The sequence below is a fragment of the Klebsiella sp. 141203 genome (assembly GCF_032601985.1).
Taxonomy (GTDB): Bacteria; Pseudomonadota; Gammaproteobacteria; order Enterobacterales; family Enterobacteriaceae; genus Klebsiella; species Klebsiella aerogenes.
Genome location: NZ_JAQIRL010000001.1, coordinates 71,081 through 95,641, shown reverse-complemented (window position 1 = coordinate 95,641; position 24,561 = coordinate 71,081). Strand labels below are relative to the sequence as shown.

Genomic DNA, 24,561 nt, shown 5'->3' with positions numbered 1-24,561 from the left:
TGCTACCCCTTAGTTTTTGCGGAACATTTTCAGCATGCGCTGAGTGACGGTGAAACCACCAAAAATATTAATGCTGGCGATCAGCACCGCGATAAAGCTCAAGAAGCTGACCCAGCCGCCGTGCCCTATCTGCAGCAATGCCCCAACGACAATAATCCCTGAAATGGCGTTGGTTACCGACATGAGCGGCGTGTGCAGCGCGTGCGACACGTTCCACACCACGTAGTAGCCGACTACGCAGGAGAGCGCGAAGACGGTAAAGTGACCAAGAAACTCTTTCGGCGCGACGTTCGCCAGCCAGCCAAAGAGGATAATCGCCAGCGCCATCAGCGCGTATTTACGCCACGGCGAACCTGGTTTGGCCTCCTCTTTTGGCGCTTCGACGGTTTTCGTCGCCGCCTGAGGCTGCGCGGATACCTGAATCGGCGGTGCCGGCCAGGTAATTTCGCCCTCGCGGACCACGGTAACGCCACGTACCACCACATCGTCGAAATCGATGGTGATATTCCCGTCTTTATCCTTGCACAGCAGCTTCAGCAGGTTTACCAGGTTAGTGCCGTAGAGCTGAGAAGATTGCGTCGGCAGACGACCCGGCAGGTCGGTATAACCGATAATTTTCACGCCATTAGCGGTGGTCACGACTTCGCCCGGCACGGTGTATTCACAGTTGCCGCCGTTTTGCGACGCCAGGTCGACGACTACGCTGCCCGACTTCATGGAGTCAACCATTTCGCGGGTAATCAGCTTCGGCGCCGGTTTACCCGGGATCAGCGCGGTGGTGACAATGATATCGACATCTTTAGCCTGTGCGGCGAACAGCGCCATTTCGGCTTTGATAAAGGCTTCAGACATGACTTTGGCATAACCGTCGCCGCTGCCCGCTTCTTCTTTAAAGTCCAGTTCAAGGAACTCGGCGCCCATACTCTGCACCTGTTCTTTCACTTCCGGACGGGTATCGAAGGCGCGGACGATGGCGCCGAGGCTGTTCGCCGCGCCAATCGCCGCCAGGCCGGCAACGCCTGCGCCGATTACCATCACCTTCGCCGGCGGTACTTTACCTGCCGCGGTGATCTGCCCGGTAAAGAAACGACCGAATTCGTGCGCCGCTTCGACAATCGCGCGATAACCAGCGATGTTGGCCATCGAACTCAGCGCATCTAACGACTGGGCGCGGGAAATACGCGGCACCGAGTCCATCGCCATCACGTTGATACCGCGCGCGGCCAGCTTTTCCATGAGATCCGGATTCTGCGCCGGCCAGATGAAACTCACCAGCGTAGTGCCCGGGTTGAGCTTCGCAATTTCCGCATCGCTCGGCGCATTAACCTTGAGGATGACGTCGGAGTGCCAGACGTTATCCGCGCTGACGATTTCCGCGCCCGCCTGTTCGAAGGCTTCATCGTCGAAGCTCGCCAGTTTCCCGGCTCCGCTCTCGACCGCCACGCTAAACCCGAGCTTAAGCAGCTGCTCGACCGTCTTCGGCGTCGCAGCGGCCCGGGTTTCCTGAGCTAAGCTCTCTTTTGGTATCCCAATTCGCATAGTTTTCCCTTCCATCGGTTTTTGATGATGGTTTATTTTTTTCACAAATGCGCCAGCGGCGGCGCAAAAACGCCGCACAGGTATTCATCTGGAAAATGAAACAGTAACAAACTTTTTATAACCTACTGAAAATACCGATTGTGATCTACATCGTTAAAACAGAATTTTTGATTTTATTGAGAAAAATTAGTCCTGACTGCGTCAGGCAGCAATATTTGCCTTAATTTTATGCCAGAACCTGATAATTCGCTCACCTTTGGGATTAATTCGCCATTTATTACCGCCAGTATCATTGCATTAACATTACGTTAACTTATAAAAGTGATATTGATTATCGATTTTGCTGTTCAAGGGGCTGTTTTTTCAACATATCAGTATTTGTTATATTTTTGTAACGAACGATTCGGGCGGGAAGTGAAAAATGACGCAGACAGTTACGTTGTTTAAATGCAATAATCACCTGTTTTCAGTCAACAACAATACCAGTACATGGTTTGCGCAAGGCAAAGGATTATTTTTATGAAGCTTAAGAACACACTCCTGGCGTCTGCTCTTCTGGCTACCACCGCGTTGTCTGCCCATGCAGCGACCGAGCTGACTCCGGAGCAAGCGGCAGCGCTGAAGCCCTATGACCGCGTCGTCGTCACTGGCCGTTTTAACGCGATTGGCGATGCCGTACAGGCGGTTTCCCGTAAGGCGGATAAAGATGGCGCAGCTTCCTTTTATGTTGTCGACACCTCAGATTTCGGCAACGGCGGCAACTGGCGCGTAACGGCGGATTTTTATAAAGAAAACGCCCCGCAGGCGGATACCCCGAAAAACCGTATTATTAACGGCGTGATGGAACTGCCGAAAGATCAGGCCGTCGCGCTGATGCCATATGACACAGTGACCGTGCAGGGCTTCTATCGTAGCCAGCCGGAAGTCAACGACGCCATCGCCAAAGCGGCAAAAGCTAAAGGCGCGTATGCTTTCTTCATCGTCCGCCAGGTTGACGCCAACCAGGGCGGCAACCAGCGCATCACCGCTTATATTTATAAAAAGGATGCGCAGAAGCGCGTACTGCAGAGCCCGGATGCGATTCCTGCTGATTCTGAAGCCGGTCGCGCCGCTCTGGCGAAAGGCGGCGAAGCTGCTAAAAACGTCGAAATCCCAGGCGTGGCCTCCTCTGCCGCGGTCGGCGCAGGTACCGGCGTAGGGCTGTTCTACGAAACCCAATCGTCGAAAGGCGGACGTTACACTGTCACCCTGCCGGACGGCACGAAAGTTGAAGAGGTGAACAAAATCACCGCCGCGCAGATGGTGCCGTTTGATAGCATCAAATTCACCGGTAACTATGGCAACATGACGGAAATCTCCTATCAGACCGCGAAACGCGCGGCCAAGAAAGGGGCGAAATATTACCACATCACCCGCCAGTGGCAGGAACGTGGCGGTAATATCACCATCAGCGCCGACCTGTATAAGTAATCGGTTTCAGCTGCTCAAAAAGGCGACATCACGTCGCCTTTTTGCATTTTTTCGCCCGCCGCCATTGCATGCGTACAAGACACTCCGTAAAATCCCGCGCCTTAGCGTAATCCTCCATTTTTATGCGATTTCGCCAAATAAATATTCTTGATTCACTGTTGCCACCTCGGGAATACAATGGAAAAGAAACTGGGCCTTAGCGCCCTGACCGCACTGGTACTCAGCTCCATGCTGGGCGCGGGCGTTTTCAGTTTGCCGCAAAACATGGCTGCCGTTGCCAGCCCATCCGCTCTGCTTATCGGCTGGGCCATCACCGGCGTCGGGATTTTATTCCTCGCTTTCGCCATGCTATTGCTGACCCGAATCCGTCCGGAACTGGACGGCGGTATCTTTACCTATGCTCGCGAAGGTTTTGGCGAACTGATCGGTTTCTGTTCCGCCTGGGGTTACTGGCTGTGCGCGGTGATTGCCAATGTCTCCTACCTGGTAATCGTCTTCTCGGCCCTGAGTTTCTTCACCGATACGCCGGAGATGCGTATTTTTGGTGACGGTAACACCTGGCAGGCGATCGTCGGCGCGTCCGTGCTGCTATGGGTGGTGCATTTTCTGGTGCTGCGTGGGGTCCAGACCGCGGCAGGCATTAACCTGGTGGCGACGCTGGCTAAACTGTTGCCGCTCGGCGCTTTCGTAGCGCTGGCCGCTATCGCGTTCCGGCTCGATACTTTCCGCCTCGATTTCAGCGGTATCGCTCTCGGCGTACCGGTATGGGAACAGGTGAAAAACACCATGCTGATCACCCTGTGGGTATTTATCGGCGTGGAGGGCGCGGTCGTGGTTTCCGCCCGCGCCCGTCATAAGCGCGACGTTGGTCGTGCGACGCTACTGGCGGTGGTCTCGGCGCTGGCGGTTTATCTGCTGGTCACCCTGCTGTCGCTGGGCGTTGTCGCCCGCCCAGAACTGGCTGAAATGCGCAACCCGTCGATGGCTGGCCTGATGGTCAAGATGATGGGGTCATGGGGCGAGGTAGTGATCGCCGCGGGATTAATTATCTCCGTCTGCGGCGCCTATTTAAGCTGGACCATTATGGCCGCCGAAGTGCCGTATCTGGCGGCGACGCACAAAGCGTTCCCGCGCCTGTTTGCCAAAACCAATAAGAATAATGCGCCCTCTTCCTCACTGTGGTTGACCAACATCAGCGTGCAGATTTGTCTGGTGCTGATTTGGCTTACCGGATCTGACTACGGTACCCTGCTAACCATCGCCTCAGAAATGATTCTGGTGCCCTATTTCCTCGTCGGCGCTTTCCTGCTTAAGATTGCCGTGCGTCCTTTACACAAAGCCGTGGGTGTCGGCGCGTGCGTTTATGGCTTATGGTTATTGTATGCGTCCGGTCCTGTGCATTTGCTATTGTCGGTGGTACTTTACGCTCCGGGTCTTCTGGTTTTCCTGTACGCCCGGCGTACTCACCAGCACGATCGCATGCTCAAACGCCGTGAAATGGCATTAATTGGTTTTTTGCTGGTTGCCGCCGTTCCGGCAACGTGGATGCTGGTGGGGTAAGCGGTTGCCCTACCGCTGAACTTGAAAGGAGATACCCATGGCTGAAGCACAGCCTCGTCCGGTCCTGATCACGGGAGCAGGCCGCCGTATCGGCCTCGCTCTGGCACACCATTTTTTAAACCAGCAGCAACCGGTGATCGTCAGCTATCGCCAGCATTATCCTTCGATTGACACCCTGCGCGAAGCCGGCGCGGTGTGTCTGCAGGCTGATTTCAGCAGCGACGACGGTATTCTTACCTTCGCGGAAGCGGTGAAAGCGCAGACCAACGGCCTGCGCGCGATTATTCATAACGCCAGTGATTGGATGGCGGAAAAACCCGGTGTGCCGTTATCCACGGTGATATCGCGGATGATGCAAATTCATGTCCACGCGCCCTATTTGCTTAACCACGCGCTGGAGAGCCTGCTGCGCGGTTTTGGTCATGCGGCCAGCGATATTATTCATATTACCGACTACGTGGTGGAACGCGGCAGCGATAAGCATATCGCCTATGCCGCCAGTAAAGCGGCGCTTGATAATATGACCCGCTCTTTCGCCCGTAAGCTGGCCCCGGAAGTAAAGGTCAACGCCATCGCGCCATCGCTGATTATGTTCAACGAGCATGATGACGCTGAATATCGTAAACAGGCGCTGGATAAATCGCTGATGAAAATCGCGCCGGGTGAAAAAGAGATTATCGACCTCATCGATTATCTGTTCACCAGTTGCTACGTCACCGGCCGCTCTTTCGCTGTCGACGGCGGCCGACCGCTGCGCTAGTGGAAACGGCTCCAGCCGAGGATGAGCAGCCAGGCCGCCAGACTCCAGCAGATCACCGCGCCTGCCAGCGCGTAAGGCAGGCGCATTACGCCAGTGAAGTACCATAACGAAAGTAAGTAGATAAAATACGGTATGATTGACCACATACCGAAGACAATAGTCGTGCGTAGCGCTTCAATGCCACGCTCACTGGCGACGATATAGTGGGCAATAAGCGCGAAGGTCGGAAATAACGGAATTAAGCCGGCAATATAGTAATTTTTGGTTTTTGACAGTACGCCTATCAGTACCACCACCAGCGCTCCCAGCAGCGCTTTAATCAACAGCCCCATTTCGTGCCTTAACATTTGAACAACAATTTCTACCAGCATAACGGAAGAACATTTGTTTATGAAAGATTAATGGCAGGCAATTTGCGGGCGGTGTATGTTAGCTTTTTAATTTATACGCGTAAGATATGAATAAGATCGTTTTTGTTGAGGATGAGCCCGAAGTTGGCGCGCTTATCGCCGCCTATCTGGGAAAACATGATATGGACGTGGTTGTTGAGCCGCGCGGCGACCGGGCCGAAGAGGTTATTGCTCGTGAACAACCCGATCTGGTACTGCTGGATATCATGCTGCCTGGCAAAGACGGGATGACGCTGTGCCGCGACCTGCGCAGCCAGTGGCAGGGTCCGATCGTGTTGCTGACCTCGCTCGATAGCGATATGAACCATATTCTGTCGTTGGAGATGGGCGCCAGTGATTACATCCTCAAAACCACCCCACCTGCGGTGCTGCTGGCCCGCTTGCGTTTGCATCTGCGCCAGCACGTGGCTTCGCCGTCGATGCCAGCTCCCGCAACCCTGACGCCGCATAAAGCCATTGTTTTTGGTTCGCTGTCGATCGACCCGGTTAACCGTCAGGTATTGCTCGGCGGCGACAACGTGGCTTTATCCACCGCCGATTTCGACCTGCTGTGGGAACTGGCGACCCATGCCGGGCAGATTATGGATCGCGATGCGCTGTTGAAAAATCTCCGCGGCGTCAGCTACGACGGCATGGATCGCAGCGTCGATGTCGCGATTTCACGCCTGCGTAAAAAGCTGCTCGACAACGCCACCGAGCCCTACCGCATCAAGACGGTGCGCAACAAAGGCTATCTGTTTGCCCCGCACGCCTGGGATAATTAATCCGCGTCAGGAATAGACCGACATCACACCGTGTAGTCGGTCTTGAAATTCAGCGTATTTCTCTCTGAATGCCATTTCGTCGTTTTCGTCATACCAGCGTACGACCTCACCGCTGGCGAGGAAATGATCCAGTAGTTCGCCGCTCGCCTGAATCCATTGCGGTAAACCATCGACCTGTAGACTCCAGCCTCCCGGATGATAATGGATGAAATCGTTACGCAGCTGGTGAAGCTTGCCCACCGCCACCGTACAGACTTCGCTGGGTGTGAAGGCGCTGCTCTCCCTCGTCGCACGGTATAGCGCCATGAAGGACGGCAGCTGCAGTTTATTGATGTTGGAGAAATCGTCGTTACAGATTTGCTGGAAGATTTCTTGTGTCGACGCTTTACCGTCGGCCAGGTAGACCTGAAAGTCATTGCCCTGACACAGCGCCAACACCATCGCGTTCTGCAGGATGCTGTGCCAGCCGGTAATCACCCACTTCCACTGATAAGGGTCGGCGATCGCCTGCATATGGCTCAAGACCATATCGAAGGTTTTCAAAATCTCAACATCATTATCAGCATGCAAATACACGGGCTTAGTCATCTGGCGCTCTCCATCATTTAAGGGGCGCTTAAATTAACAGAGAGGCTGGCACCTGACAGGCCGGGGAAATGGCACAATACGGCTATCGGTCATTTGGCCTGGCGTGTCGGTGAGAACTTTGCCGAGCGGGATCCTTCTCCTGTAGAATCTTTTGACGCAAGATAACCCAGTTAATGACCGGTGATGATTAATGAAAAAACTGTTTGTGCAGTTTTACCTTTTGCTGTTCGTCTGCTTCCTGGTCATGACCATGCTGGTCGGCCTGGTGTATAAATTCACCGCCGAGCGCGCCGGACGCCAGTCGCTGGACGATCTGATGAAAAGCTCGCTCTATCTGATGCGCAGCGAACTGCGCGAGATCCCGCCGCGCGACTGGAGCAACACGCTGAAAGAGCTGGACCTCAACCTCTCTTTCGATCTGCACATTGAACCGTTAAGCAAGTTCAAGCTCTCGGAAAGCTCGATGCAGCATCTGCGCGCGGGCGATATCGTGGCGCTGGACGATCAGTACACCTTTATTCAACGCATCCCGCGCAGCCATTACGTCCTGTCGGTCGGCCCGGTGCCCTATCTCTATTTTTTGCATGAGATGCGCCTGCTGGACGTCGCGCTGATGGCGTTTATCGCTATTTCACTGGCTTTCCCGGTGTTTATCTGGATGCGTCCGCACTGGCAGGATATGTTGCGTATCGAAACCGCCGCACAGCGCTTCGGCGAAGGCCATTTTAGCGAGCGCATCCATTTCGATAGCATGTCGAGCTTCGAGCGACTCGGCGTGGCCTTTAACCAGATGGCGGATAATATCAACGCCCTGATAGCCAGTAAAAAACAGCTTATTGACGGTATCGCCCATGAACTACGCACGCCGCTGGTGCGCCTGCGCTATCGCCTGGAGATGAGCGAAAATCTGACCGAGGCCGAGTCGCTGGCTCTCAACCGCGATATCGGGCAACTAGAAGCGCTGATTGAAGAACTGCTCACCTACGCGCGCCTCGATCGCCCGCAGAACGAACTCAACCTGACTACCCCGGATTTCCCGGCCTGGATCCGCGCGCACGTCGAGGATATACAACTGGTCAATCCGCAGCGTGAAGTCGCGTTGCGCCAGCTTACGGAGGGCGACTACGGCGCGCTGGATATGCGTTTAATGGAGCGCGTGCTGGATAACCTGGTTAATAATGCCCTGCGCTACAGTCAGCAACATATTCAGATTGGCCTGTCGCTGGCCGGTTCAAGGGCGACGCTGCGAGTGGAAGATGATGGCCCGGGTATCGCCCTTGAAGAACGCGAACGGGTATTCGAGCCGTTTGTCCGTCTCGATCCCAGCCGCGATCGCGCCACCGGCGGCTGCGGCCTGGGGCTGGCGATTGTACACAGTATTGCTCAGGCGATGGCCGGTGAGGTCCACTGCGACGAAAGCTCGCTCGGCGGCGCGGCATTCATTTTCAGCTGGCCCATTTACCACCAGCTTCCCGCTTTTACCTCTGCTTAGCTGAACTTGCGCAGGCGTCACGGCCTGCGTATAGTTTATACTCAAACAGTATGTTGTAACTAAGGCGGTAATCATGGCTAGCTACGACCTCGTTGCGCGCTTAAATGACACCTTTCGTGAGCTTGAGCGCGAACTACAAACCTTCAAAGCGTCGCTGAGCCGCTGCCGTCTGCTGGCGGCGCGGGTTTTCGAATTACCGGCGGTAAGTAAAGAGGCGGAGCACGCGCCGCTGGATACCATTCAGGTCACCCAGCACGTCGGGCAAAGCGCGCTGGAGATGGCGCTCAGGCACTACAGCCACCTGTTTATCCAGCAGCAGTCGGAAAACCGCAGCAGCAAGGCGGCGGTACGCCTCCCCGGGGCGATTTGCCTGGCGGTTGATACGCAACAGCAGGCGGAGCTGCTGGAGAAAATCAGCGCCATTAACGCGCTGAAAGCGGCGTTTGAGAAAATCGTCACCGTCGATTCCGGTTTGCCGGCCGCCGCGCGTTTCGAATGGGTTCACCGCCATCTGCCCGGCCTGATTACCCTTAGCGCCTATCGTACCCTGACGCCGCTGCTCGACCCCAGCACCATCCGCTTCGGCTGGGCCAATAAGCATGTGATTAAAAATCTGACCCGCGATGAAGTATTAATGCAGCTAGAGAAGAGCCTGCAATCGCCGCGCGCGGTGCCGCCCTGGACCCGCGAACAGTGGCAAAGCAAGCTGGAAAGGGAATTTCAGGATATCGCCGCCCTGCCGCAGCGGGCAAAATTGAAAATCAAACGCCCGGTCAAGGTACAGCCGATTGCCAGAGTGTGGTATGCCGGCGAGCAGAAGCAGGTGCAGTACGCCTGCCCCGGCCCGCTAATTGCGCTTATCTCCGGCACGCATGGGGTAAGCGTGCCGGATCTCGGCGAACTTTTGAATTACGATGCCGATAACGTGCAGTACCGCCACAAGCCGCAGGCGCAGTCGTTACGATTACTGATCCCGCGTCTGCATTTATGGCTGGCTAGCGAGTAGCAAGGCTGCCAACCATATCCTGCGGGCGCACCCAGCTATCGAATTCGGCTTCCGTCAGGTAACCAAGCGACAGCGCCGCGGCTTTCAGCGTCAGCCCTTCATGGTGCGCTTTTTTGGCGATCTCCGCCGCTTTATCGTAGCCGATATGGGTATTGAGCGCGGTCACCAGCATTAGCGACTCATTAAGCAACTGGCCGATCCGCTCGCGGTTTGGCTCAATGCCCACCGCGCAGTGCTCATTAAAGCTCTCCATACCGTCCGCCAGCAGGCGTACCGACTGCAGGAAGTTGTGGATGACCATTGGCCGATAGACGTTAAGCTCAAAGTTGCCTGACGCGCCGCCGATATTCACCGCCACGTCGTTACCCATCACCTGACAGCACAACATGGTCAACGCTTCGCACTGCGTCGGGTTGACTTTGCCGGGCATAATGGAGGATCCCGGTTCGTTCTCCGGAATGGCGATTTCCCCTATGCCACAGCGCGGCCCGGAGGCCAGCCAGCGCACATCGTTGGCGATTTTCATCAGCGAAGCCGCCAGCCCTTTCAGCGCGCCGTGGGCATGAACCAGCGCATCCACGGTGGCCAGCGCTTCAAATTTATTGGGCGCGGTGACGAACGGTAGCCCGCTAAGCGACGCCAGTTCCGCCGCCACCCGCACCGCATATTCCGGGTGCGTATTCAAGCCGGTGCCAACCGCCGTACCGCCCAGCGCCAGCTCAGCGAGATGCGGCAGGCTGTGTTCAATATGCCGGAGATTATGTTCCAGCATCGCGACCCAACCGGAGATCTCCTGCCCTAACGTCAGCGGCGTAGCGTCCTGCAAGTGAGTGCGGCCAATTTTAACAATGTCACCGAAGGCCAGCGACTTTTCCTGTAGCGTGTCCCGCAGCGCCTGTAGCTGTGGGAGTAGCTTTTCGCGCAGCGCGATTAGCGCCGCGACGTGCATCGCTGTTGGAAAAACATCATTCGAGCTCTGGCTTTTATTGACGTCATCATTGGGGTGGATTTTGCGCGCCATGCCGCGCTCGCCGCCAAGCAACTCGCTCGCACGGTTAGCCAGCACTTCGTTCATATTCATGTTGCTTTGGGTACCGGAGCCGGTTTGCCAGATAGCTAACGGAAACTCCTGCGCATGCTTACCGGCGAGGACTTCATCCGCGGCGGCGATGATGGCGCCCGCTTTGTCCGCCGCCAGCAGGCCCAGGTCCTGGTTCACCTTCGCCGCCGCGCGTTTGGTCAGCGCCAGCGCGTAGATCAGTTCATCAGGCATTTTCTCCGTTGAGATACGGAAATGCTCAAGCGAGCGCTGGGTCTGCGCGCCCCAAAGTTTATCGGCCGGGACGTCGATGGCGCCCATCGAGTCTTTTTCACTGCGATGCGTTGTCATTACTTTCTCCTTGGATTCAAAGTGCGTCATAGCGACAAGCTCACCTGCTTAAAGGATTAAGTATTAACCAGAATTATTAGTTGTTTTAGTCGTTCGTGCCGCTAAAGCGGCCCAAACAAAAACCGCCCCGAAGGGCGGTGTCGTTTACTTCACGCAGCGCGAGCACTGCGATGTCTGGATCTGCTGGAAGAAGTCGTTACCTTTATCATCAACGAGGATAAAGGCCGGGAAATCTTCCACTTCGATTTTCCAGATAGCTTCCATTCCCAGCTCCGGATAAGCCACGCACTCAAGGCTGCGGATACTCTGCTGCGCAAGAACCGCCGCCGGGCCGCCGATACTACCGAGATAGAAACCGCCGTGTTTGTGGCAGGCATCGGTCACCTGCTGGCTACGGTTACCCTTGGCCAGCATGATTTTACTCGCACCATGCGATTGCAACAGATCGACATACGAGTCCATGCGGCCAGCGGTCGTCGGCCCCAGAGAACCGGAGGCGTAACCATCCGGCGTCTTCGCCGGGCCGGCGTAGTAGATAGGGTGATCTTTGACATACTGCGGCAGCGCTTCGCCATTATCAATAAGCTCTTTCAGCTTGGCATGGGCAATATCACGAGCCACGATGATTGTGCCGCTCAGCGACAGACGAGTCGACACCGGATACTGCGACAGCAGCGCCAGGATCTCGCTCATCGGCTGATTGAGGTTCACCTTCACGGCTTCGCCTTCACCGGCCTGGCGCAGATGTTCAGGGATATATTTCCCTGGGTTGCTCTCCAGTTTCTCCAGCCAAATGCCGTCGCGGTTGATTTTAGCTTTGATGTTACGGTCGGCAGAACAGGAGACCCCCATCCCCACCGGACAGGACGCGCCGTGACGCGGCAGGCGGACCACGCGGATATCGTGGGCGAAGTATTTGCCGCCAAACTGCGCGCCGAGGCCGAGGTTCTGCGCTTCCAGCAGCAGCTCTTGCTCCAGCTGCACATCGCGGAACGCCTGGCCATGTTCGTTACCTTCGGTCGGCAGGCCATCGTAGTATTTGGTCGAGGCCAATTTCACCGTCTTCAGCGTGGCTTCCGCAGAGGTGCCGCCAATCACAAAGGCGATATGGTACGGCGGACAAGCTGCGGTACCGAGTGTGCGCATCTTCTCGACGAGGTAGTTTTTCAGCTTCGCCGGGGTGATTAACGCTTTCGTTTCCTGGTAGAGATACGTTTTGTTCGCGGAGCCGCCGCCCTTGGCGATACAGAGGAATTTATACTCATCGCCATCGGTAGCATAAAGATCGATCTGCGCCGGCAGGTTGGTACCGGTGTTAACCTCTTTATACATGTCCAGCGGCGCGTTCTGCGAGTAACGCAGGTTGTCCTGGATATAGGTGTTGTACACGCCCTGCGCCAGCGCGGCTTCATCGCCGCCGCCGGTCCATACGCGCTGCCCCTTTTTCCCCATAATGATCGCGGTGCCGGTGTCCTGACAGGTCGGCAGAATGCCTTTGGCGGCGATATCGGAGTTACGCAGGAATTGCAGCGCGACGTATTTGTCGTTTTCGCTGGCTTCCGGGTCGTTGAGGATATCCGCGACCTGCTGCTGGTGTGCCGGGCGGAGCATAAAGGAGGCGTCGTGGAACGCGTGTTGGGCCAGTAAGGTTAGCGCCTGAGGTTCAACCTTCAGAACTTCCTGGCCGGCGAATTCGGCGACGGAGACGTAATCACTGCTGAGGAGATAATACTCGGTGTCATCCTTTTTAAGCGGATAAGGATCCTGATAAACAAACGGTTTGTTCGACATTGTACTCTCACTTACTGCTTGGCTGATTATGTTTCAGGCAGACACTCCATTTGCCTGTAGAAAAGCGAGTCGATCAATCTTACACAATTTTTTAACAAAAACTGAGACAAGGACGACTTTTTCTTTCAGCAGTTGCTTCTCGACGATTTGTTGGTTTAATAGAGCCAACATTTTTATGTGGAAACAGGGATTGAGAATGCAGAAGCTCATTAACTCAGTGCAAAACTATGCATGGGGAAGTCACACCGCGTTAACCAACCTTTACGGTATCGCCAATCCGGACAACCTGCCGATGGCGGAATTGTGGATGGGCGCACATCCCAAAAGCAGTTCGCGGATCCTAAACGCCAACGGCCAGCCGCAGTCGCTGCGCGAGGTCATTGAGGCCGATAAAAATGCCCTTCTCGGCACTAACGTCGCCGAGCGTTTCGGCGAACTGCCGTTCTTGTTCAAAGTACTGTGCGCCGCCCAGCCGCTCTCCATCCAGGTTCACCCGAATAAACGCGCGTCGGAAATTGGCTTTGCCAAAGAGAACGCCGCGGGTATTCCGCTGGATGCCGCCGAGCGCAACTATAAAGATCCCAATCACAAGCCGGAGCTGGTCTTCGCCCTGACGCCGTTCCTCGCCATGAACGCGTTCCGCGAATTTAATGAAATTGTCGCGCTGCTGCAGCCGGTTGCCGAGGCGCATCCGGCAATTGGCGAATTCATTCAACAGCCGGATGCCGGGCGTTTAAGCCAGCTGTTCGCCAGCCTGCTGAATATGAAAGGTGAGGAAAAAGCGCATGCGCTCAACGTGCTGCAAAACGCCCTCGACCGCCAACAGGGCGAACCGTGGCAGACCATTCGTCTGATCGCTGAATTCTACCCGGATGACAGCGGCCTCTTCTCCCCGCTGCTGCTCAACGTGGTGAAACTGAACCCTGGCGAAGCGATGTTCCTGTTCGCCGAGACCCCGCACGCCTACCTGCAGGGCGTCGCGCTGGAAGTGATGGCCAATTCGGATAACGTGCTGCGCGCCGGTCTAACGCCGAAGTACATCGATATTCCGGAACTGGTGGCGAACGTGAAATTTGTCGCCAAACCTGCCTCTGAGCTGCTGACTCAGCCGGAACAACACGGCAGCGAGCTGGATTTCCCAATCCCGGTCGATGATTTCGCCTTCTCGTTGCACGAGCTGTCCAGTAATGAGGACTCTCTGGCGCAAGAGAGCGCCTCGATTCTGTTCTGCGTGGAAGGCGAAGCAACGCTACGTAAAGGCGAGCAGCGCCTGACCCTGCAGCCGGGTGAATCGGCGTTTATCGCCTGCAACGAATCACCGGTACAGGTCAGCGGCAACGGTCGTCTGGCGCGCGTGTTCAATAAGCTTAAGTAAGTTACTGAACTTTTAATCCGCAGTTGCTAGACTTCCCCCATCATGACAACACAACCAGGCGGCATGTTCCGCCTGGCTTCATTTATGGACAAATGCTATGAAAAAAACGTTGGTCGCCGCGGGAGTTATCGTCGCGCTCGGAGTCGTCTGGACAGGCGGAGCCTGGTTTACCGGTAAGCAACTGGAAAACCGTATTGCCGAAATGGTGCAGCAGGCGAATGCCCAACTGCAGAGCAACGCGCCGGAAGCTGGCGTAGAGTTGAGCTATCAAGACTACCAGCGCGGGTTATTCAGCAGCCATCTGCAATTGGTGGTGAAGCCGCAGGCCGGTAAAGAACACAGTCTATTGGCCGCCGGTCAAAGCCTGGTGTTTGACGAAAAGGTCGATCATGGTCCCTTCCCGCTTGCCTCGTTAAAATCGTTTAACCTGGCGCCGGCAATGGCCTCCGTCAACACCACCCTCGTGAATAACGATGCCAGCAAAGCGCTGTTCGATATTGCTAAAGGACAAACGCCGTTTAACATCGACACCCGCATTGCCTACAGCGGCGATACCCAGTCGGCCATCTTCCTTAACCCGCTGGATTACGCTAAAGACAATGAAAAAGTTATCTTTAGCGGCGGCCAGTTCCAGCTCTATGCCGATCGCGATGGCAAAACTATTAGCCTGAGCGGCGAAGCGGCCAGCGGGCAGATCAACGCGGTCAACGAATACAACCAGAAAGTTCAGCTCAGTTTCAGCAACCTGAAGGCTGACGGCGCCACCGAAATGACCTCCTTTGAGGAACGTATCGGCAAGCAGAAGATTTCCCTTGAAAAACTGGCTATCGGCGTTGAAGGTAAAGAGCTGGCGCTGCTGGAAGGCATGAATATCGACGGCCGCTCTACGCTCTCCGATGACGGCAAGCGTATCAATAGCCAGCTTGATTACAACCTTAACAGCCTGAAACTGCAAAACCAGGATATGGGCCGCGGCAAACTCACCGTTAAGCTGGATAATCTCGACGGACAGGCGTGGCATCAATTCAGTCAGCAGTATAACGCCCAGGCGCAGGCGCTGATGGCGAAACCCGAGCTGGCGCAGAATCCGGAGCTTTATCAGCAGGCGTTAACCGAGATCTTCTTTAGCTCGCTGCCAATTCTGTTGAAAGGTAATCCGTCGCTGACGATTTCTCCGCTGAGCTGGCAAAACGCCAAAGGCGAAAGCACCCTGAATCTGTCGGTGCTGATGCAGGATCCGGCGCAAACGACCGCCGCGCCGCAGACCGTCGCCGATGAACTGGACCGCAGCGTTAAATCGCTGGACGGCAAGCTGGTGATCCCGGTGGATATGGCCACCGCCCTGATGACGCAGATTGCCGGGCTGGAAGGCTACCAGCCGGAGGATGCGGCGAAACTTGCCGATCAGCAGGTCAAAGGGCTGGCGGCGATGGGGCAGATGTTCCGTCTGACCACAATGGAAGATAACGCGATCACCTCCAGCCTGCAGTACGCCGACGGCCAGGTCACGCTAAACGGGCAGAAAATGCCGCTGGCTGATTTCGCCGCCATGTTCGGCCTGACGCTCCCCACCGCCGAACCGCAGCAGTAAAAAAATGTCCCGGGCTGCGGTCAGGCAGCCCGGGAACACCTTAATCGATGGCGGCCCCTACTTTCTGATAACCAGCCGCGGCGGCATAATCTGATTACGCGCGCTGCCTTGCCCCTCCTCGAGGCGGCGTAAAATACACTCCGCCAGGCTGTTCCCCATCTCACGCGCGGGGGTTGTCACCCAGGTCAAGGGGACATCATCGAGCGCCGCTTCCGGCACTTCGGCAAAGGCCGCCAGCGCGATGCGTTGCTCAAAATAACTTTCCACGCTACCCTCGCCGCTCTGTCGCCCGGCGCGCAGAAGACCGAACCACGCCCCGGTGGCGATGACGCTGTTATAGCAAAGTACCGCGCTGATGGTCGGGTTTTGCCGCAGCAGCGCGATCATGGCTTCCGCCGCCTGCTGCTGACTGGAGCCACACTCGACAACCCATTCGCTATGAAACGGCAGTCCGTACTTCAATAAGGTGGCGCAATAGCCGCCCACCCGTTCGGCGCGGGTCAAGGACGCGCTTTGTCCGCCAAGCCAGGCGATGCGCTGATGACCGCGGCGAATCAGATGTTCCGTTACCATTTGCGCCGCCTGCATGTTATCCGGGCGGATCAGGTCAATATCGTCCAGATAGCTGGCGCGGGAGGCAAAAACCAGCGGCATCCCCACTTCGGCGGCACGATCGCGCAGCTCGCCGCCCTTGTCGATAGCGCCGGCGATAATCACCCCGTCAACCCCCTGCGAGACCAGCGTTTCGAAGCGCTGGAGCATTTTCTCGCCGCGATGCCCGCCCTGGGTGAGAAATACCATTTTACCCTGTGATTCCAGCGCATCGGTCAACCCGGCGGTTAGCTCGGCATAAAACGGCTTCGACAGATCGCTAACGATAAGGCCAATTACCCCGCTTTGCCCGCCGCGTAGCGACGCCGCCTGGCGATTACGCACAAACCCGAGCTGCTCAATGGCCTGATTGACGCGCTCGCCGGTGGCCGAAGAGATGCGCCCTTTACCGCTGAGCACCAGCGATACCGTACTGACCGAGACGCCAGCCGCCAGCGCCACATCATTGATGGTTGTCTTTTTTGCGATAGCCATAACGACTGGCTGACTCCCTTTGCCTTTCGATAAAACGTTTTATCAGTGTGGTATCTTTATAAACGTTATTATCGCTTGATTATGTGATTTTTATCGCACTAAAAAATGGTAAAACGTTTTATCTTGCCGCTACGTTACATCCTATCGACCCTTTTCAGAACCAGGATTCGTGTATGACGGCGAAAACAGCACCAAAAATTACCTTATGGGAGTTTTTCCAGCAGTTAGGAAAAACCTTTATGTTGCCCGTGGCGTTGCTCTCATTTTGCGGGATCATGCTGGGGATCGGCAGCTCGTTAAGCAGCCACGATGTGATTACGCTGCTGCCGTGGCTGAACGTGCCGCTGCTGCAGGCGATTTTTGTCTGGATGAGTAAAGTCGGCTCCTTCGCTTTTAGCTTCCTGCCGGTCATGTTCTGTATCGCAATTCCGCTCGGCCTGGCGCGTGAAAACAAAGGCGTCGCCGCATTCGCGGGCTTCGTCGGCTACGCGGTCATGAACCTCGCGGTCAACTTCTGGCTGACGGCGAAAGGCATCCTGCCGACGACCGACGCGGCGATCCTCAAGGCCAACAACATTCAGAATATTATCGGTATTCAGTCGATCGACACCGGGATCCTCGGCGCGGTGATCGCCGGTATTATCGTCTGGATGCTGCACGAACGCTTCCACAACATCCGTCTGCCGGATGCGCTGGCCTTCTTTGGCGGCACGCGCTTTGTGCCGATCATTACCACCGTGGTGTTAGGCCTGGTCGGTCTGGTCATTCCGCTGGTGTGGCCGGTGTTCGCGATGGGTATCAACGGACTAGGACATGTTATCAATAGCGCCGGCGATTTTGGCCCGATGATCTTCGGTACCGGAGAACGCCTGCTGCTGCCGTTTGGCCTGCACCATATTCTGGTGGCGCTGATCCGCTTTACCGAAGCGGGCGGCACCATGGACGTTTGCGGCCACAGCGTCAGCGGCGCGCTGACTATCTTTCAGGCGCAGCTGAGTTGCCCGACGACGCACGGCTTCTCTGAAAGCGCGACCCGCTTCCTGTCACAGGGTAAAATGCCCGCCTTCCTCGGCGGCCTGCCCGGCGCGGCGCTGGCGATGTACCACTGCGCCCGCCCAGAAAACCGTCATAAAATTAAAGGGCTGCTCATTTCCGGCGTCATTGCCTGCGTGGTTGGCGGTACCACTGAGCCGTTGGAATTCCTGTTCCTGTTCGTCGCGCCGGTACTGTACGTCATCCACGCCCTGCTGACCGGCCTTGGTTTCACTATCATGGCGGTACTTGGTGTCACCATCGGCAACACCGACGGCAACATTATCGACTTCGTGGTGTTTGGCATCCTGCACGGGCTGTCGACCAAGTGGTATATGGTGCCGGTTGTCGCCGCCATCTGGTTCGCGGTGTACTACGGTATCTTCCGTTTCGCCATCACCCGCTTCAACCTGAAAACGCCGGGCCGCGATATCGAAACGGCGACCAACATCGAAAAAGCAGTTGCCGGAACGATTGGCAAATCAGGTTATAACGTGCCGGCGATTCTGGCCGCGCTCGGCGGTGCTGATAATATCGTCACGCTCGATAACTGTATTACCCGCCTGCGCCTGTCGGTGAACGACATGAGCAAAGTCGATACCGCCGCGCTGAAAGCCAACCGCGCAATCGGCGTGGTCCAGCTTAACGATCACAACCTGCAGGTGGTCATCGGCCCACAGGTTCAGTCGGTAAAAGATGAAATGGCCACCCTGATGAATACCGTTCAGGCCTAAACATACGCCCCCTCTCACCCGGAGGGGGCATTCGCGAAGGAAATTCAGATGTTTGATTTTGCCACGCCAGTGGACCGCCACGGGACCTGGTGCACCCAATGGGATTACGTAGCCGACCGTTTCGGCGCCGCCGACCTGCTGCCGTTCACTATCTCCGATATGGATTTCGCTACCGCCCCTTGTATTATCGACGCCGTCAGCCAGCGCCTGGCGCACGGCGTTTTTGGCTATAGCCGCTGGAAAAACGACGAATTTCTCGGGGCCGTCAGCCACTGGTTCGCCAGCCGTTTTCATAGCACCATTGACCACGAGGCCATCGTTTACGGCCCGTCGGTTATCTACATGGTGGCCGAAATGATTCGGCAATGGTCCAATCCGGGCGACGGCATCGTGGTCCATACCCCGGCTTACGACGCGTTTTACAAAACTATCGACGGCAACCAGCGACGCATTGCCCCGGTGGCGCTCAAGCTTGATGAGGGTGAGTGGCGCTGCGATATGAACGAACTGGAAGCCGCGCTCGCCCATCCCGACAACCGCATTTTGCTGCTGTGCAGCCCGCACAATCCGACGGGCAAAGTCTGGAGCCGCGACGAACTGACCACCATGGCGCAGCTGTGCGCGAAGCATAACGTCCGGGTTATTAGCGATGAAATTCATATGGATATGACCTGGGGCGAACACCGTCATACCCCCTGGTGCGCCGTTGCGCAGGGCCCCTGGGCGCTGTTCACGTCGGGCTCAAAAAGCTTCAATATCCCGGCATTTACCGGCGCCTATGGGCTCATCGCCGATACCGCTTCGCGCGATGGCTATCTGCAAGCGCTAAAAGGCCGCGATGGTCTATCTTCTCCGTCGGTTCCGGCGCTGGTCGCGCATATCGCCGCCTATCGTCAGGGCGCGCCATGGCTGGATGCGTTACGCGATTATCTGCAGGAAAACATGCGCTATATCGCCGAGCAGCTGAATCAGGCCTTCCCGCAGCTAAACTGGCAGCCCCCACAGGCCACCTATCTGGCGTGGATCGATCTGCGTCCACTCGGTATCGACGATCGCGCGCTGCAAAAAGCGCTGATTGAAGAGCAAAAAGTCGCGATCATGCCGGGTTATACCTATGGCGAAGAGGGTAACGGTTTCATCAGGCTAAATGCCGGATGCCCGCGGGTGAAGCTTGAGAAAGGAGTTCAAGGATTGATTGCCGCTCTGCGATCATTGCGCCCTGAATTAAAATAATTTTGATATACCTCAAAAACTTTTTAACCACACAGGAGTATTAAAACAACGCGAAACAATCACGTCCGAATGACAATGCAGAGGAGGAAATGATGAAAACCTACGATCGTAACCGTAATGCTATTGACGCTGGCAGCCGGGTCATGGTGGCCGACAGCGGCGCGACGGGAGTGATTAAGGCCATTCATGGCGCCAATAAAAACAGCGAACAGCTGCGCCGCAGTGACTGCGTAGAATTAGACGGTAGTCATGAATTGTATTGCCCATTGAATCTTATTCGCCTGGGCTTTAATTAATTCCAGCGTTGTTGATTTAAGGCCGCCCTGACTGGCGGCCTTTTTCATGAGGCATTCTTCCCGCTTTTGATCTCGTCGAGTGATTCTGAAAGCTAAGCGGCGTATTATCGCGGCTCTTCAAGCCCTTTCGGGGCGAATTACCTTCTGAGTTCAGAGGCATTTCTATGACATGGCATCAATTCAAACAAGCCTGGCTAATTAAGTTTTGGGCGCCAGCGCCTGCGGTGATCGCCGCCGGTATTCTTTCTACTTACTATTTTGGCATTACCGGTACATTCTGGGCAGTCACCGGCGAATTTACCCGCTGGGGCGGCCAGCTGCTGCAGATGATGGGCGTCCCGGCCGAAAACTGGGGTTACTACCAATTAATCCATCTCGAAGGTACGCCGTTAACGCGTATCGACGGTATGATGATCCTTGGCATGTTTGGCGGCTGCCTGGCCGCCGCGCTGTGGGCGAATAACGTCAAGCTGCGGATGCCGCGTAGCCGCATTCGCATTTTCCAGGCGCTGGCCGGCGGCATTATCGCGGGCTTCGGCGCCCGGCTGGCAATGGGTTGTAACCTGGCGGCTTTCTTCACCGGGATCCCGCAGTTTTCCCTGCACGCATGGTTCTTCGCCATCGCCACCGCCATCGGGACCTGGTTCGGCGCGCGCTTTACGCTGCTGCCTGTTTTCCGTATTCCGGTCAAAATTGAGAAAGTCTCCGCGGCCTCACCGTTAACTCAAAAACCCGCGCAGGCCCGCCGCCGCTTTCGTCTGGGAATGCTGGTATTTGTCGCTATGATCGGCTGGGGGCTACTGACCGCCGCCAATCAGCCTAAACTGGGCCTGGCCCTGCTGTTCGGCGTTGCCTTTGGCCTGCTCATCGAGCGAGCGCAAATCTGTTTCACCTCCGCCTTTCGCGATATGTGGGTGACCGGGCGCACCTATATGGCCAAAGCAATCATCTTCGGGATGGCGGCCAGCGCCATCGGTATCTTTAGCTATGTGCAGCTCGGCATGGAGCCCAAAATCATGTGGGCCGGGCCGAACGCGGTAATTGGCGGCCTGCTGTTCGGTTTCGGCATCGTACTGGCCGGTGGTTGCGAAACCGGTTGGATGTATCGCGCCGTTGAAGGCCAGGTACATTATTGGTGGGTCGGGTTAGGCAACGTTATCGGCTCCACCCTGCTGGCTTACTTCTGGGATGATTTATCGCCGACGCTTGCCACCAACTGGGATAAGATTAACCTGCTGACGACTTTTGGTCCGTTCGGCGGCCTGCTTATCACCTACCTGCTGCTATTTATCGCGCTGATGTTGGTCATCGCCTGGGAAAAACACTTCTTTCGCCAGAAAAACACTTCGGCGACCCGTATTAAGGAAACCACATGAAAGAGATCGTTCCTGATTACCGCCTCGATATGGTTGGTGAACCTTGCCCCTACCCAGCCGTGGCCACGCTTGAAGCAATGCCGGCACTAAAAAAAGGGGAAATACTTGAAGTGGTGAGCGACTGTCCGCAGTCAATCAACAACATCCCGCACGATGCTAAAAATCACGGCTATACCGTGCTGGATATTCAGCAGGATGGGCCGACGATCCGCTATCTGATTCAAAAGTGACGAGAAGGGCCGGTAGCGCGCTACCGGCTGTCATTACTTGCCTGCCATCCAGCGCCGATAACGTTTAGCCTGCCGTTTCGCCGTCAGTTGCGCCGTCAGCAACGCCCACAGCGGTGAGACCTGCGGCCGCACTGCGCGGTGGCGGCTTAACCGCTGCAGCTGATATTTCACCGCCGCCATATGCGCGCTGGCGGCAATGGCCTTGTTCTTCCAGTTACCCTGACGCAGCAGTGGCGCATCGTACTCCCCCTCACGCCAGTACTGCGCCAAATTGGGCACAATCGCCATCGCCGTGGCGATCCCCACCAGCGCAACTCCGCTATTCACCACCCTTTCCGCCACTTCACGCCGCCGCACGCCGCCGGTGACCATTAATGGAATGGTCGCCACTTCGGCGATCTGCTCGGCAAACTGCAGGAAGTAAGCTTCCCGCGCCAGCGTTCGCTCATCACGCATGGCGCCCATCATCGCCGGCGCTTCATAGCTGCCGCCGGAAAGTTCGACCAGATCGACGCCGCTTTCCGCCAGCATTTGCACCACCCTCTTCGCATCGTTAATCGAAAAGCCGCCGCGCTGGAAATCCGCTGAATTGAGTTTGACCGCAACGGTGAAATCCGCCGCCACCGTCTCGCGTACGCCGCGCACGATATCCAGCAGTAGACGGGCGCGATTTTCAATGCTCCCGCCATATTGGTCGGTGCGCTGGTTACTGAGCGGCGAGAGGAACTGGCTCAGCAAATAACCGTGGGCGGCATGGATTTCGACGCCGTGAAATCCAGCGCGTTCCGCTAACCGGGAGGTGGTGATGAACCGTCGCGTCACATCGGCGATATCCTTCTCATCCATCGCCCGCGGCAGGCGAAAGCGCGAAGATTGCGACCCAAGATCCAGCGCCAACGCCGAAGGGGCCAGCGTCTCCTGTCCCAGGCCCGCAGGCATCTGTCGCCCAGGATGATTGATCTGCATCCACACCTGCGCGCCATTCGCCCGTGCCGCCTGCGACCAGGCGCGGAACTTGTCGAGATGTCGTTCATCTTCCAGCACCACGCCTGCCGGGCCGGTCATCGCCCGGGCGTCCACCATCACATTACCGGTAATAATCACCCCGGCGCCGCCCTGCGCCCAGGCCTGATAAAGCATGAGTAATTCCGTTGACGGCGCATGATCGGCATCGGCCATATTTTCTTCCATCGCCGCTTTAGCGATGCGGTTGTTAATGACGACGCCAGAGGCCAGTCGCAGAGGGGTAAAAAGGGTCATGTCAGGGCTCCAGTCAGTGAACTGGACAAACCATAACCTTAAAGTTAAGTTTAAGGTCAAGCAGCTTATGAGGAATAAAAATGAATATCGGTACACTGGCAAAACGCAGCGGCCTGGCGCCTTCGCGGATCCGTTATTACGAGCGGGCGGGGATCCTCAAAACCGTGCAGCGTAAAGCCAATGGCTATCGCAGCTATCCGGAAGAAACGCTGGTCGTGCTGGGACTGATTACTACCGCTCAGGCGGCGGGATTTACTCTTGAAGAAATCGCCGCCCTGTTACCGTCCGATCTCAACCACTGGGACCGACAAACGCTACTCGCCACCCTGCAACAAAAAGTGGCGGATATTGAAAAACTGGAACAGAAACTCGCGTACGGTAAAGCGCAGCTGGTAAGCGTTATTGATGAGATACAACAGAAGCCGGATGACATTGACTGCGCCGCTAATGCGCGGCGCGTGTTATCTCAGGTGCTGGATGTGCAGGACCGGACGGCGAAGGAAGAATAGCTACCAGCCTTTCACCGCATCGCCTTTATACAATTCGGCGGCGGCGTTGGCGACTTCGTCGGTCTGGTAGGCTTTCACCAGGTTCTTCACCTTTGCGCTATCTTTATTATCTTCGCGGCTGGCAAAGATATTGACGTACGGTGAATTTTTATCCTCAATGAACAGACCATTACGCGTCGGCGACAGGCCAATCTGGCTGGAAAAGGTGGTATTAATGATAGCCATTGTCACCTGTTTATCATCCAGCGCACGGGTCAGCTGCGGCGCTTCAATCTCGACGATTTTCAGCTTCTTTGGGTTATTGACGATATCCAGCGCGGTTGGCAGCAGGCCTACTCCCTCTTTCAGAGTGATAAGCCCCTGATTCTCCAGCAATAGCAGTGAGCGTCCAAGGTTGGTTGGGTCGTTAGGCACCGCCACCTGGGCGCCGTCCGGAAGCTGCGAAATAGCGGTGATTTTCTTTGAATAAGCGGCTATCGGATAGACAAATGTGGTACCAACATCCACCAGCTTATAGCCGCGCTCCTGAATCTGTTTATCCAGATAGGGTTTATGCTGGAAAGCATTGATATCGAGATCGCCATTGTTCAGCGCCTCGTTTGGCAGAACGAAATCATTGAAAGTCACCACCTCGACATCGAGATTATATTTTTGTTTGGCGACTTTTTGCACCACCGCCCAGACTTGCTGATCGATACCCGCGCTAATCCCCACCTTAATATGATTAGGATCCCGATCTTTTGGCCCACAACCCGCCAGTAGCAACGCGCCAACGAGAGCCAATGAATGAGTAAAACCTTTAAGTGAAAAAGCCATTTTCCCGGTGTCCTTTTAATATAGCCTGCTGACGATGGCAGGAATTTCAGTCCGGGACACTATATATAAGCGTCTTACTAAGATTAAATACTGATTCTCTATGACTAATAGCGAAACGCTATTGATAAGTCGCCACGCTGCTTTTACTCCCCCGCCAGTGGAACTGCTGATTTCTTGCGCTGAAGCAATACTTTGTAACACTTGAAACACTGTTCCAATACCATTACACACATTAAAATTAAGTTTATATAAT

22 protein-coding genes are annotated in these 24,561 nt (G+C 55.8%); 14 read left to right on the top strand and 8 right to left on the bottom strand.

All coding sequences use genetic code 11. The annotated features are described in order from the left end of the window. Nucleotides 1–9: 9 nt before the first annotated feature. On the bottom strand, nt 10–1,539 hold the full coding sequence (gene pntA / locus PGR29_RS00485; protein ID WP_113374689.1) for a Re/Si-specific NAD(P)(+) transhydrogenase subunit alpha: 1,530 nt from the start codon (nt 1,537–1,539) through the stop codon (nt 10–12). 519 nt (nt 1,540–2,058) lie between these two features. Between pntA and ydgH the strand changes: the two genes are divergently transcribed. The 3 genes from ydgH (at nt 2,059) to folM (ending at nt 5,329) form a co-directional block, all read left to right on the top strand. Beyond that, complete coding sequence (ydgH, locus tag PGR29_RS00475) at nt 2,059–3,009, top strand: DUF1471 family protein YdgH (RefSeq protein WP_032711543.1); 951 nt, start codon at nt 2,059–2,061, stop codon at nt 3,007–3,009. Between the two features lie 177 nt (nt 3,010–3,186). Then, nucleotides 3,187–4,569, top strand: a complete 1,383-nt coding sequence (locus PGR29_RS00470; protein WP_015366823.1) for an amino acid permease — start codon at nt 3,187–3,189, stop codon at nt 4,567–4,569. Between the two features lie 37 nt (nt 4,570–4,606). Beyond that, nucleotides 4,607–5,329, top strand: coding sequence for a dihydromonapterin reductase (gene folM, locus PGR29_RS00465; protein WP_308958977.1), 723 nt, complete (start codon nt 4,607–4,609; stop codon nt 5,327–5,329). Here the strand turns inward: folM and PGR29_RS00460 are convergent. Continuing rightward, a complete protein-coding gene (locus PGR29_RS00460; RefSeq protein ID WP_015366825.1) occupies nt 5,326–5,661 on the bottom strand; it encodes a GlpM family protein in 336 nt (111 codons plus the stop codon). The genes folM and PGR29_RS00460 overlap by 4 nt on opposite strands. A gap of 125 nt (nt 5,662–5,786) precedes the next feature. Here PGR29_RS00460 and rstA point away from each other — a divergent pair, with 125 nt between their 5' ends. Next, nucleotides 5,787–6,503: a two-component system response regulator RstA gene (gene rstA / locus PGR29_RS00455; protein ID WP_032707933.1), complete on the top strand. Its 717-nt coding sequence runs from the start codon at nt 5,787–5,789 to the stop codon at nt 6,501–6,503. Between the two features lie 6 nt (nt 6,504–6,509). On the opposite strand, the gene PGR29_RS00450 is transcribed toward rstA, so the two are convergent. Beyond that, nucleotides 6,510–7,091: a hypothetical protein gene (locus PGR29_RS00450; RefSeq protein WP_316423828.1), complete on the bottom strand. Its 582-nt coding sequence runs from the start codon at nt 7,089–7,091 to the stop codon at nt 6,510–6,512. A gap of 190 nt (nt 7,092–7,281) precedes the next feature. Between PGR29_RS00450 and rstB the strand changes: the two genes are divergently transcribed. Further along, on the top strand, nt 7,282–8,583 hold the full coding sequence (gene rstB / locus PGR29_RS00445) for a two-component system sensor histidine kinase RstB (RefSeq protein ID WP_113374685.1): 1,302 nt from the start codon (nt 7,282–7,284) through the stop codon (nt 8,581–8,583). A 73-nt stretch (nt 8,584–8,656) separates the two neighbouring features. Beyond that, nucleotides 8,657–9,589 (top strand): DNA replication terminus site-binding protein, encoded by a 933-nt coding sequence (gene tus / locus PGR29_RS00440; RefSeq protein WP_045392408.1) that lies wholly within the window; start codon nt 8,657–8,659, stop codon nt 9,587–9,589. Here tus and fumC read toward each other — a convergent pair. Both fumC and fumA read right to left on the bottom strand, forming a co-directional pair. Beyond that, nucleotides 9,579–10,979: a class II fumarate hydratase gene (gene fumC / locus PGR29_RS00435; RefSeq protein ID WP_316423827.1), complete on the bottom strand. Its 1,401-nt coding sequence runs from the start codon at nt 10,977–10,979 to the stop codon at nt 9,579–9,581. The two genes, tus and fumC, sit on opposite strands and share 11 nt — an antisense overlap. Before the next feature lie 144 nt (nt 10,980–11,123). After that, a complete protein-coding gene (gene fumA / locus PGR29_RS00430; protein ID WP_316423826.1) occupies nt 11,124–12,770 on the bottom strand; it encodes a class I fumarate hydratase FumA in 1,647 nt (548 codons plus the stop codon). A 196-nt stretch (nt 12,771–12,966) separates the two neighbouring features. On the opposite strand from fumA, the gene manA reads away from it, so the two are divergent. Together manA and PGR29_RS00420 are read left to right on the top strand one after the other, a co-directional pair. After that, nucleotides 12,967–14,145, top strand: a complete 1,179-nt coding sequence (gene manA / locus PGR29_RS00425; RefSeq protein WP_316423825.1) for a mannose-6-phosphate isomerase — start codon at nt 12,967–12,969, stop codon at nt 14,143–14,145. 97 nt (nt 14,146–14,242) lie between these two features. Next, nucleotides 14,243–15,736, top strand: a complete 1,494-nt coding sequence (locus PGR29_RS00420) for a YdgA family protein (protein ID WP_316423824.1) — start codon at nt 14,243–14,245, stop codon at nt 15,734–15,736. Between the two features lie 57 nt (nt 15,737–15,793). Here the strand turns inward: PGR29_RS00420 and PGR29_RS00415 are convergent, their stop codons facing one another. Beyond that, the gene (locus PGR29_RS00415) at nt 15,794–16,822 is read right to left on the bottom strand and encodes a Mal regulon transcriptional regulator MalI (protein WP_015705245.1); all 1,029 of its coding nucleotides are present in this window, start codon (nt 16,820–16,822) and stop codon (nt 15,794–15,796) included. Between the two features lie 173 nt (nt 16,823–16,995). Here PGR29_RS00415 and malX point away from each other — a divergent pair, with 173 nt between their 5' ends. The 5 genes from malX (at nt 16,996) to yedF (ending at nt 21,723) form a co-directional block, all read left to right on the top strand. After that, nucleotides 16,996–18,588, top strand: a complete 1,593-nt coding sequence (gene malX / locus PGR29_RS00410) for a maltose/glucose-specific PTS transporter subunit IIBC (RefSeq protein WP_045392419.1) — start codon at nt 16,996–16,998, stop codon at nt 18,586–18,588. A 48-nt stretch (nt 18,589–18,636) separates the two neighbouring features. After that, the gene (locus PGR29_RS00405; RefSeq protein ID WP_316423822.1) at nt 18,637–19,821 is read left to right on the top strand and encodes a MalY/PatB family protein; all 1,185 of its coding nucleotides are present in this window, start codon (nt 18,637–18,639) and stop codon (nt 19,819–19,821) included. A gap of 92 nt (nt 19,822–19,913) precedes the next feature. Then, nucleotides 19,914–20,117, top strand: a complete 204-nt coding sequence (gene ydfZ, locus PGR29_RS00400; RefSeq protein ID WP_015705242.1) for a putative selenium delivery protein YdfZ — start codon at nt 19,914–19,916, stop codon at nt 20,115–20,117. Between the two features lie 164 nt (nt 20,118–20,281). Beyond that, nucleotides 20,282–21,493, top strand: a complete 1,212-nt coding sequence (gene yedE, locus PGR29_RS00395; RefSeq protein WP_308958953.1) for a selenium metabolism membrane protein YedE/FdhT — start codon at nt 20,282–20,284, stop codon at nt 21,491–21,493. Continuing rightward, the gene (yedF, locus tag PGR29_RS00390) at nt 21,490–21,723 is read left to right on the top strand and encodes a sulfurtransferase-like selenium metabolism protein YedF (RefSeq protein WP_015366840.1); all 234 of its coding nucleotides are present in this window, start codon (nt 21,490–21,492) and stop codon (nt 21,721–21,723) included. Before yedE ends, yedF begins: the two co-directional genes overlap by 4 nt. Nucleotides 21,724–21,756: 33 nt before the next feature. Here the strand turns inward: yedF and PGR29_RS00385 are convergent, their stop codons facing one another. Further along, the gene (locus PGR29_RS00385) at nt 21,757–22,983 is read right to left on the bottom strand and encodes an NADH:flavin oxidoreductase/NADH oxidase family protein (protein WP_316423821.1); all 1,227 of its coding nucleotides are present in this window, start codon (nt 22,981–22,983) and stop codon (nt 21,757–21,759) included. Between the two features lie 80 nt (nt 22,984–23,063). Between PGR29_RS00385 and PGR29_RS00380 the strand changes: the two genes are divergently transcribed. After that, nucleotides 23,064–23,492 (top strand): MerR family transcriptional regulator, encoded by a 429-nt coding sequence (locus PGR29_RS00380; RefSeq protein WP_316423820.1) that lies wholly within the window; start codon nt 23,064–23,066, stop codon nt 23,490–23,492. On the opposite strand, the gene metQ is transcribed toward PGR29_RS00380, so the two are convergent. Continuing rightward, nucleotides 23,493–24,308 carry a methionine ABC transporter substrate-binding lipoprotein MetQ gene (metQ, locus tag PGR29_RS00375; protein WP_087858493.1) on the bottom strand — a complete coding sequence of 272 codons (816 nt, stop codon included), beginning with the start codon at nt 24,306–24,308 and terminating at the stop codon, nt 23,493–23,495. It lies immediately after the preceding gene. Between the last annotated feature and the right edge of the window lie 253 nt (nt 24,309–24,561).

Bases quoted from the DNA above. Each gene is read 5' to 3' on its own strand.
- pntA (WP_113374689.1), bottom strand. From the start codon at position 1,539: ATGCGAATTGGGATACCAAAAGAGAGCTTAGCTCAGGAAACCCGGGCC.
- ydgH (WP_032711543.1), top strand. From the start codon at position 2,059: ATGAAGCTTAAGAACACACTCCTGGCGTCTGCTCTTCTGGCTACCACC.
- PGR29_RS00470 (WP_015366823.1), top strand. From the start codon at position 3,187: ATGGAAAAGAAACTGGGCCTTAGCGCCCTGACCGCACTGGTACTCAGC.
- folM (WP_308958977.1), top strand. From the start codon at position 4,607: ATGGCTGAAGCACAGCCTCGTCCGGTCCTGATCACGGGAGCAGGCCGC.
- PGR29_RS00460 (WP_015366825.1), bottom strand. From the start codon at position 5,661: ATGGGGCTGTTGATTAAAGCGCTGCTGGGAGCGCTGGTGGTGGTACTG.
- rstA (WP_032707933.1), top strand. From the start codon at position 5,787: ATGAATAAGATCGTTTTTGTTGAGGATGAGCCCGAAGTTGGCGCGCTT.
- PGR29_RS00450 (WP_316423828.1), bottom strand. From the start codon at position 7,091: ATGACTAAGCCCGTGTATTTGCATGCTGATAATGATGTTGAGATTTTG.
- rstB (WP_113374685.1), top strand. From the start codon at position 7,282: ATGAAAAAACTGTTTGTGCAGTTTTACCTTTTGCTGTTCGTCTGCTTC.
- tus (WP_045392408.1), top strand. From the start codon at position 8,657: ATGGCTAGCTACGACCTCGTTGCGCGCTTAAATGACACCTTTCGTGAG.
- fumC (WP_316423827.1), bottom strand. From the start codon at position 10,979: ATGACAACGCATCGCAGTGAAAAAGACTCGATGGGCGCCATCGACGTC.
- fumA (WP_316423826.1), bottom strand. From the start codon at position 12,770: ATGTCGAACAAACCGTTTGTTTATCAGGATCCTTATCCGCTTAAAAAG.
- manA (WP_316423825.1), top strand. From the start codon at position 12,967: ATGCAGAAGCTCATTAACTCAGTGCAAAACTATGCATGGGGAAGTCAC.
- PGR29_RS00420 (WP_316423824.1), top strand. From the start codon at position 14,243: ATGAAAAAAACGTTGGTCGCCGCGGGAGTTATCGTCGCGCTCGGAGTC.
- PGR29_RS00415 (WP_015705245.1), bottom strand. From the start codon at position 16,822: ATGGCTATCGCAAAAAAGACAACCATCAATGATGTGGCGCTGGCGGCT.
- malX (WP_045392419.1), top strand. From the start codon at position 16,996: ATGACGGCGAAAACAGCACCAAAAATTACCTTATGGGAGTTTTTCCAG.
- PGR29_RS00405 (WP_316423822.1), top strand. From the start codon at position 18,637: ATGTTTGATTTTGCCACGCCAGTGGACCGCCACGGGACCTGGTGCACC.
- ydfZ (WP_015705242.1), top strand. From the start codon at position 19,914: ATGAAAACCTACGATCGTAACCGTAATGCTATTGACGCTGGCAGCCGG.
- yedE (WP_308958953.1), top strand. From the start codon at position 20,282: ATGACATGGCATCAATTCAAACAAGCCTGGCTAATTAAGTTTTGGGCG.
- yedF (WP_015366840.1), top strand. From the start codon at position 21,490: ATGAAAGAGATCGTTCCTGATTACCGCCTCGATATGGTTGGTGAACCT.
- PGR29_RS00385 (WP_316423821.1), bottom strand. From the start codon at position 22,983: ATGACCCTTTTTACCCCTCTGCGACTGGCCTCTGGCGTCGTCATTAAC.
- PGR29_RS00380 (WP_316423820.1), top strand. From the start codon at position 23,064: ATGAATATCGGTACACTGGCAAAACGCAGCGGCCTGGCGCCTTCGCGG.
- metQ (WP_087858493.1), bottom strand. From the start codon at position 24,308: ATGGCTTTTTCACTTAAAGGTTTTACTCATTCATTGGCTCTCGTTGGC.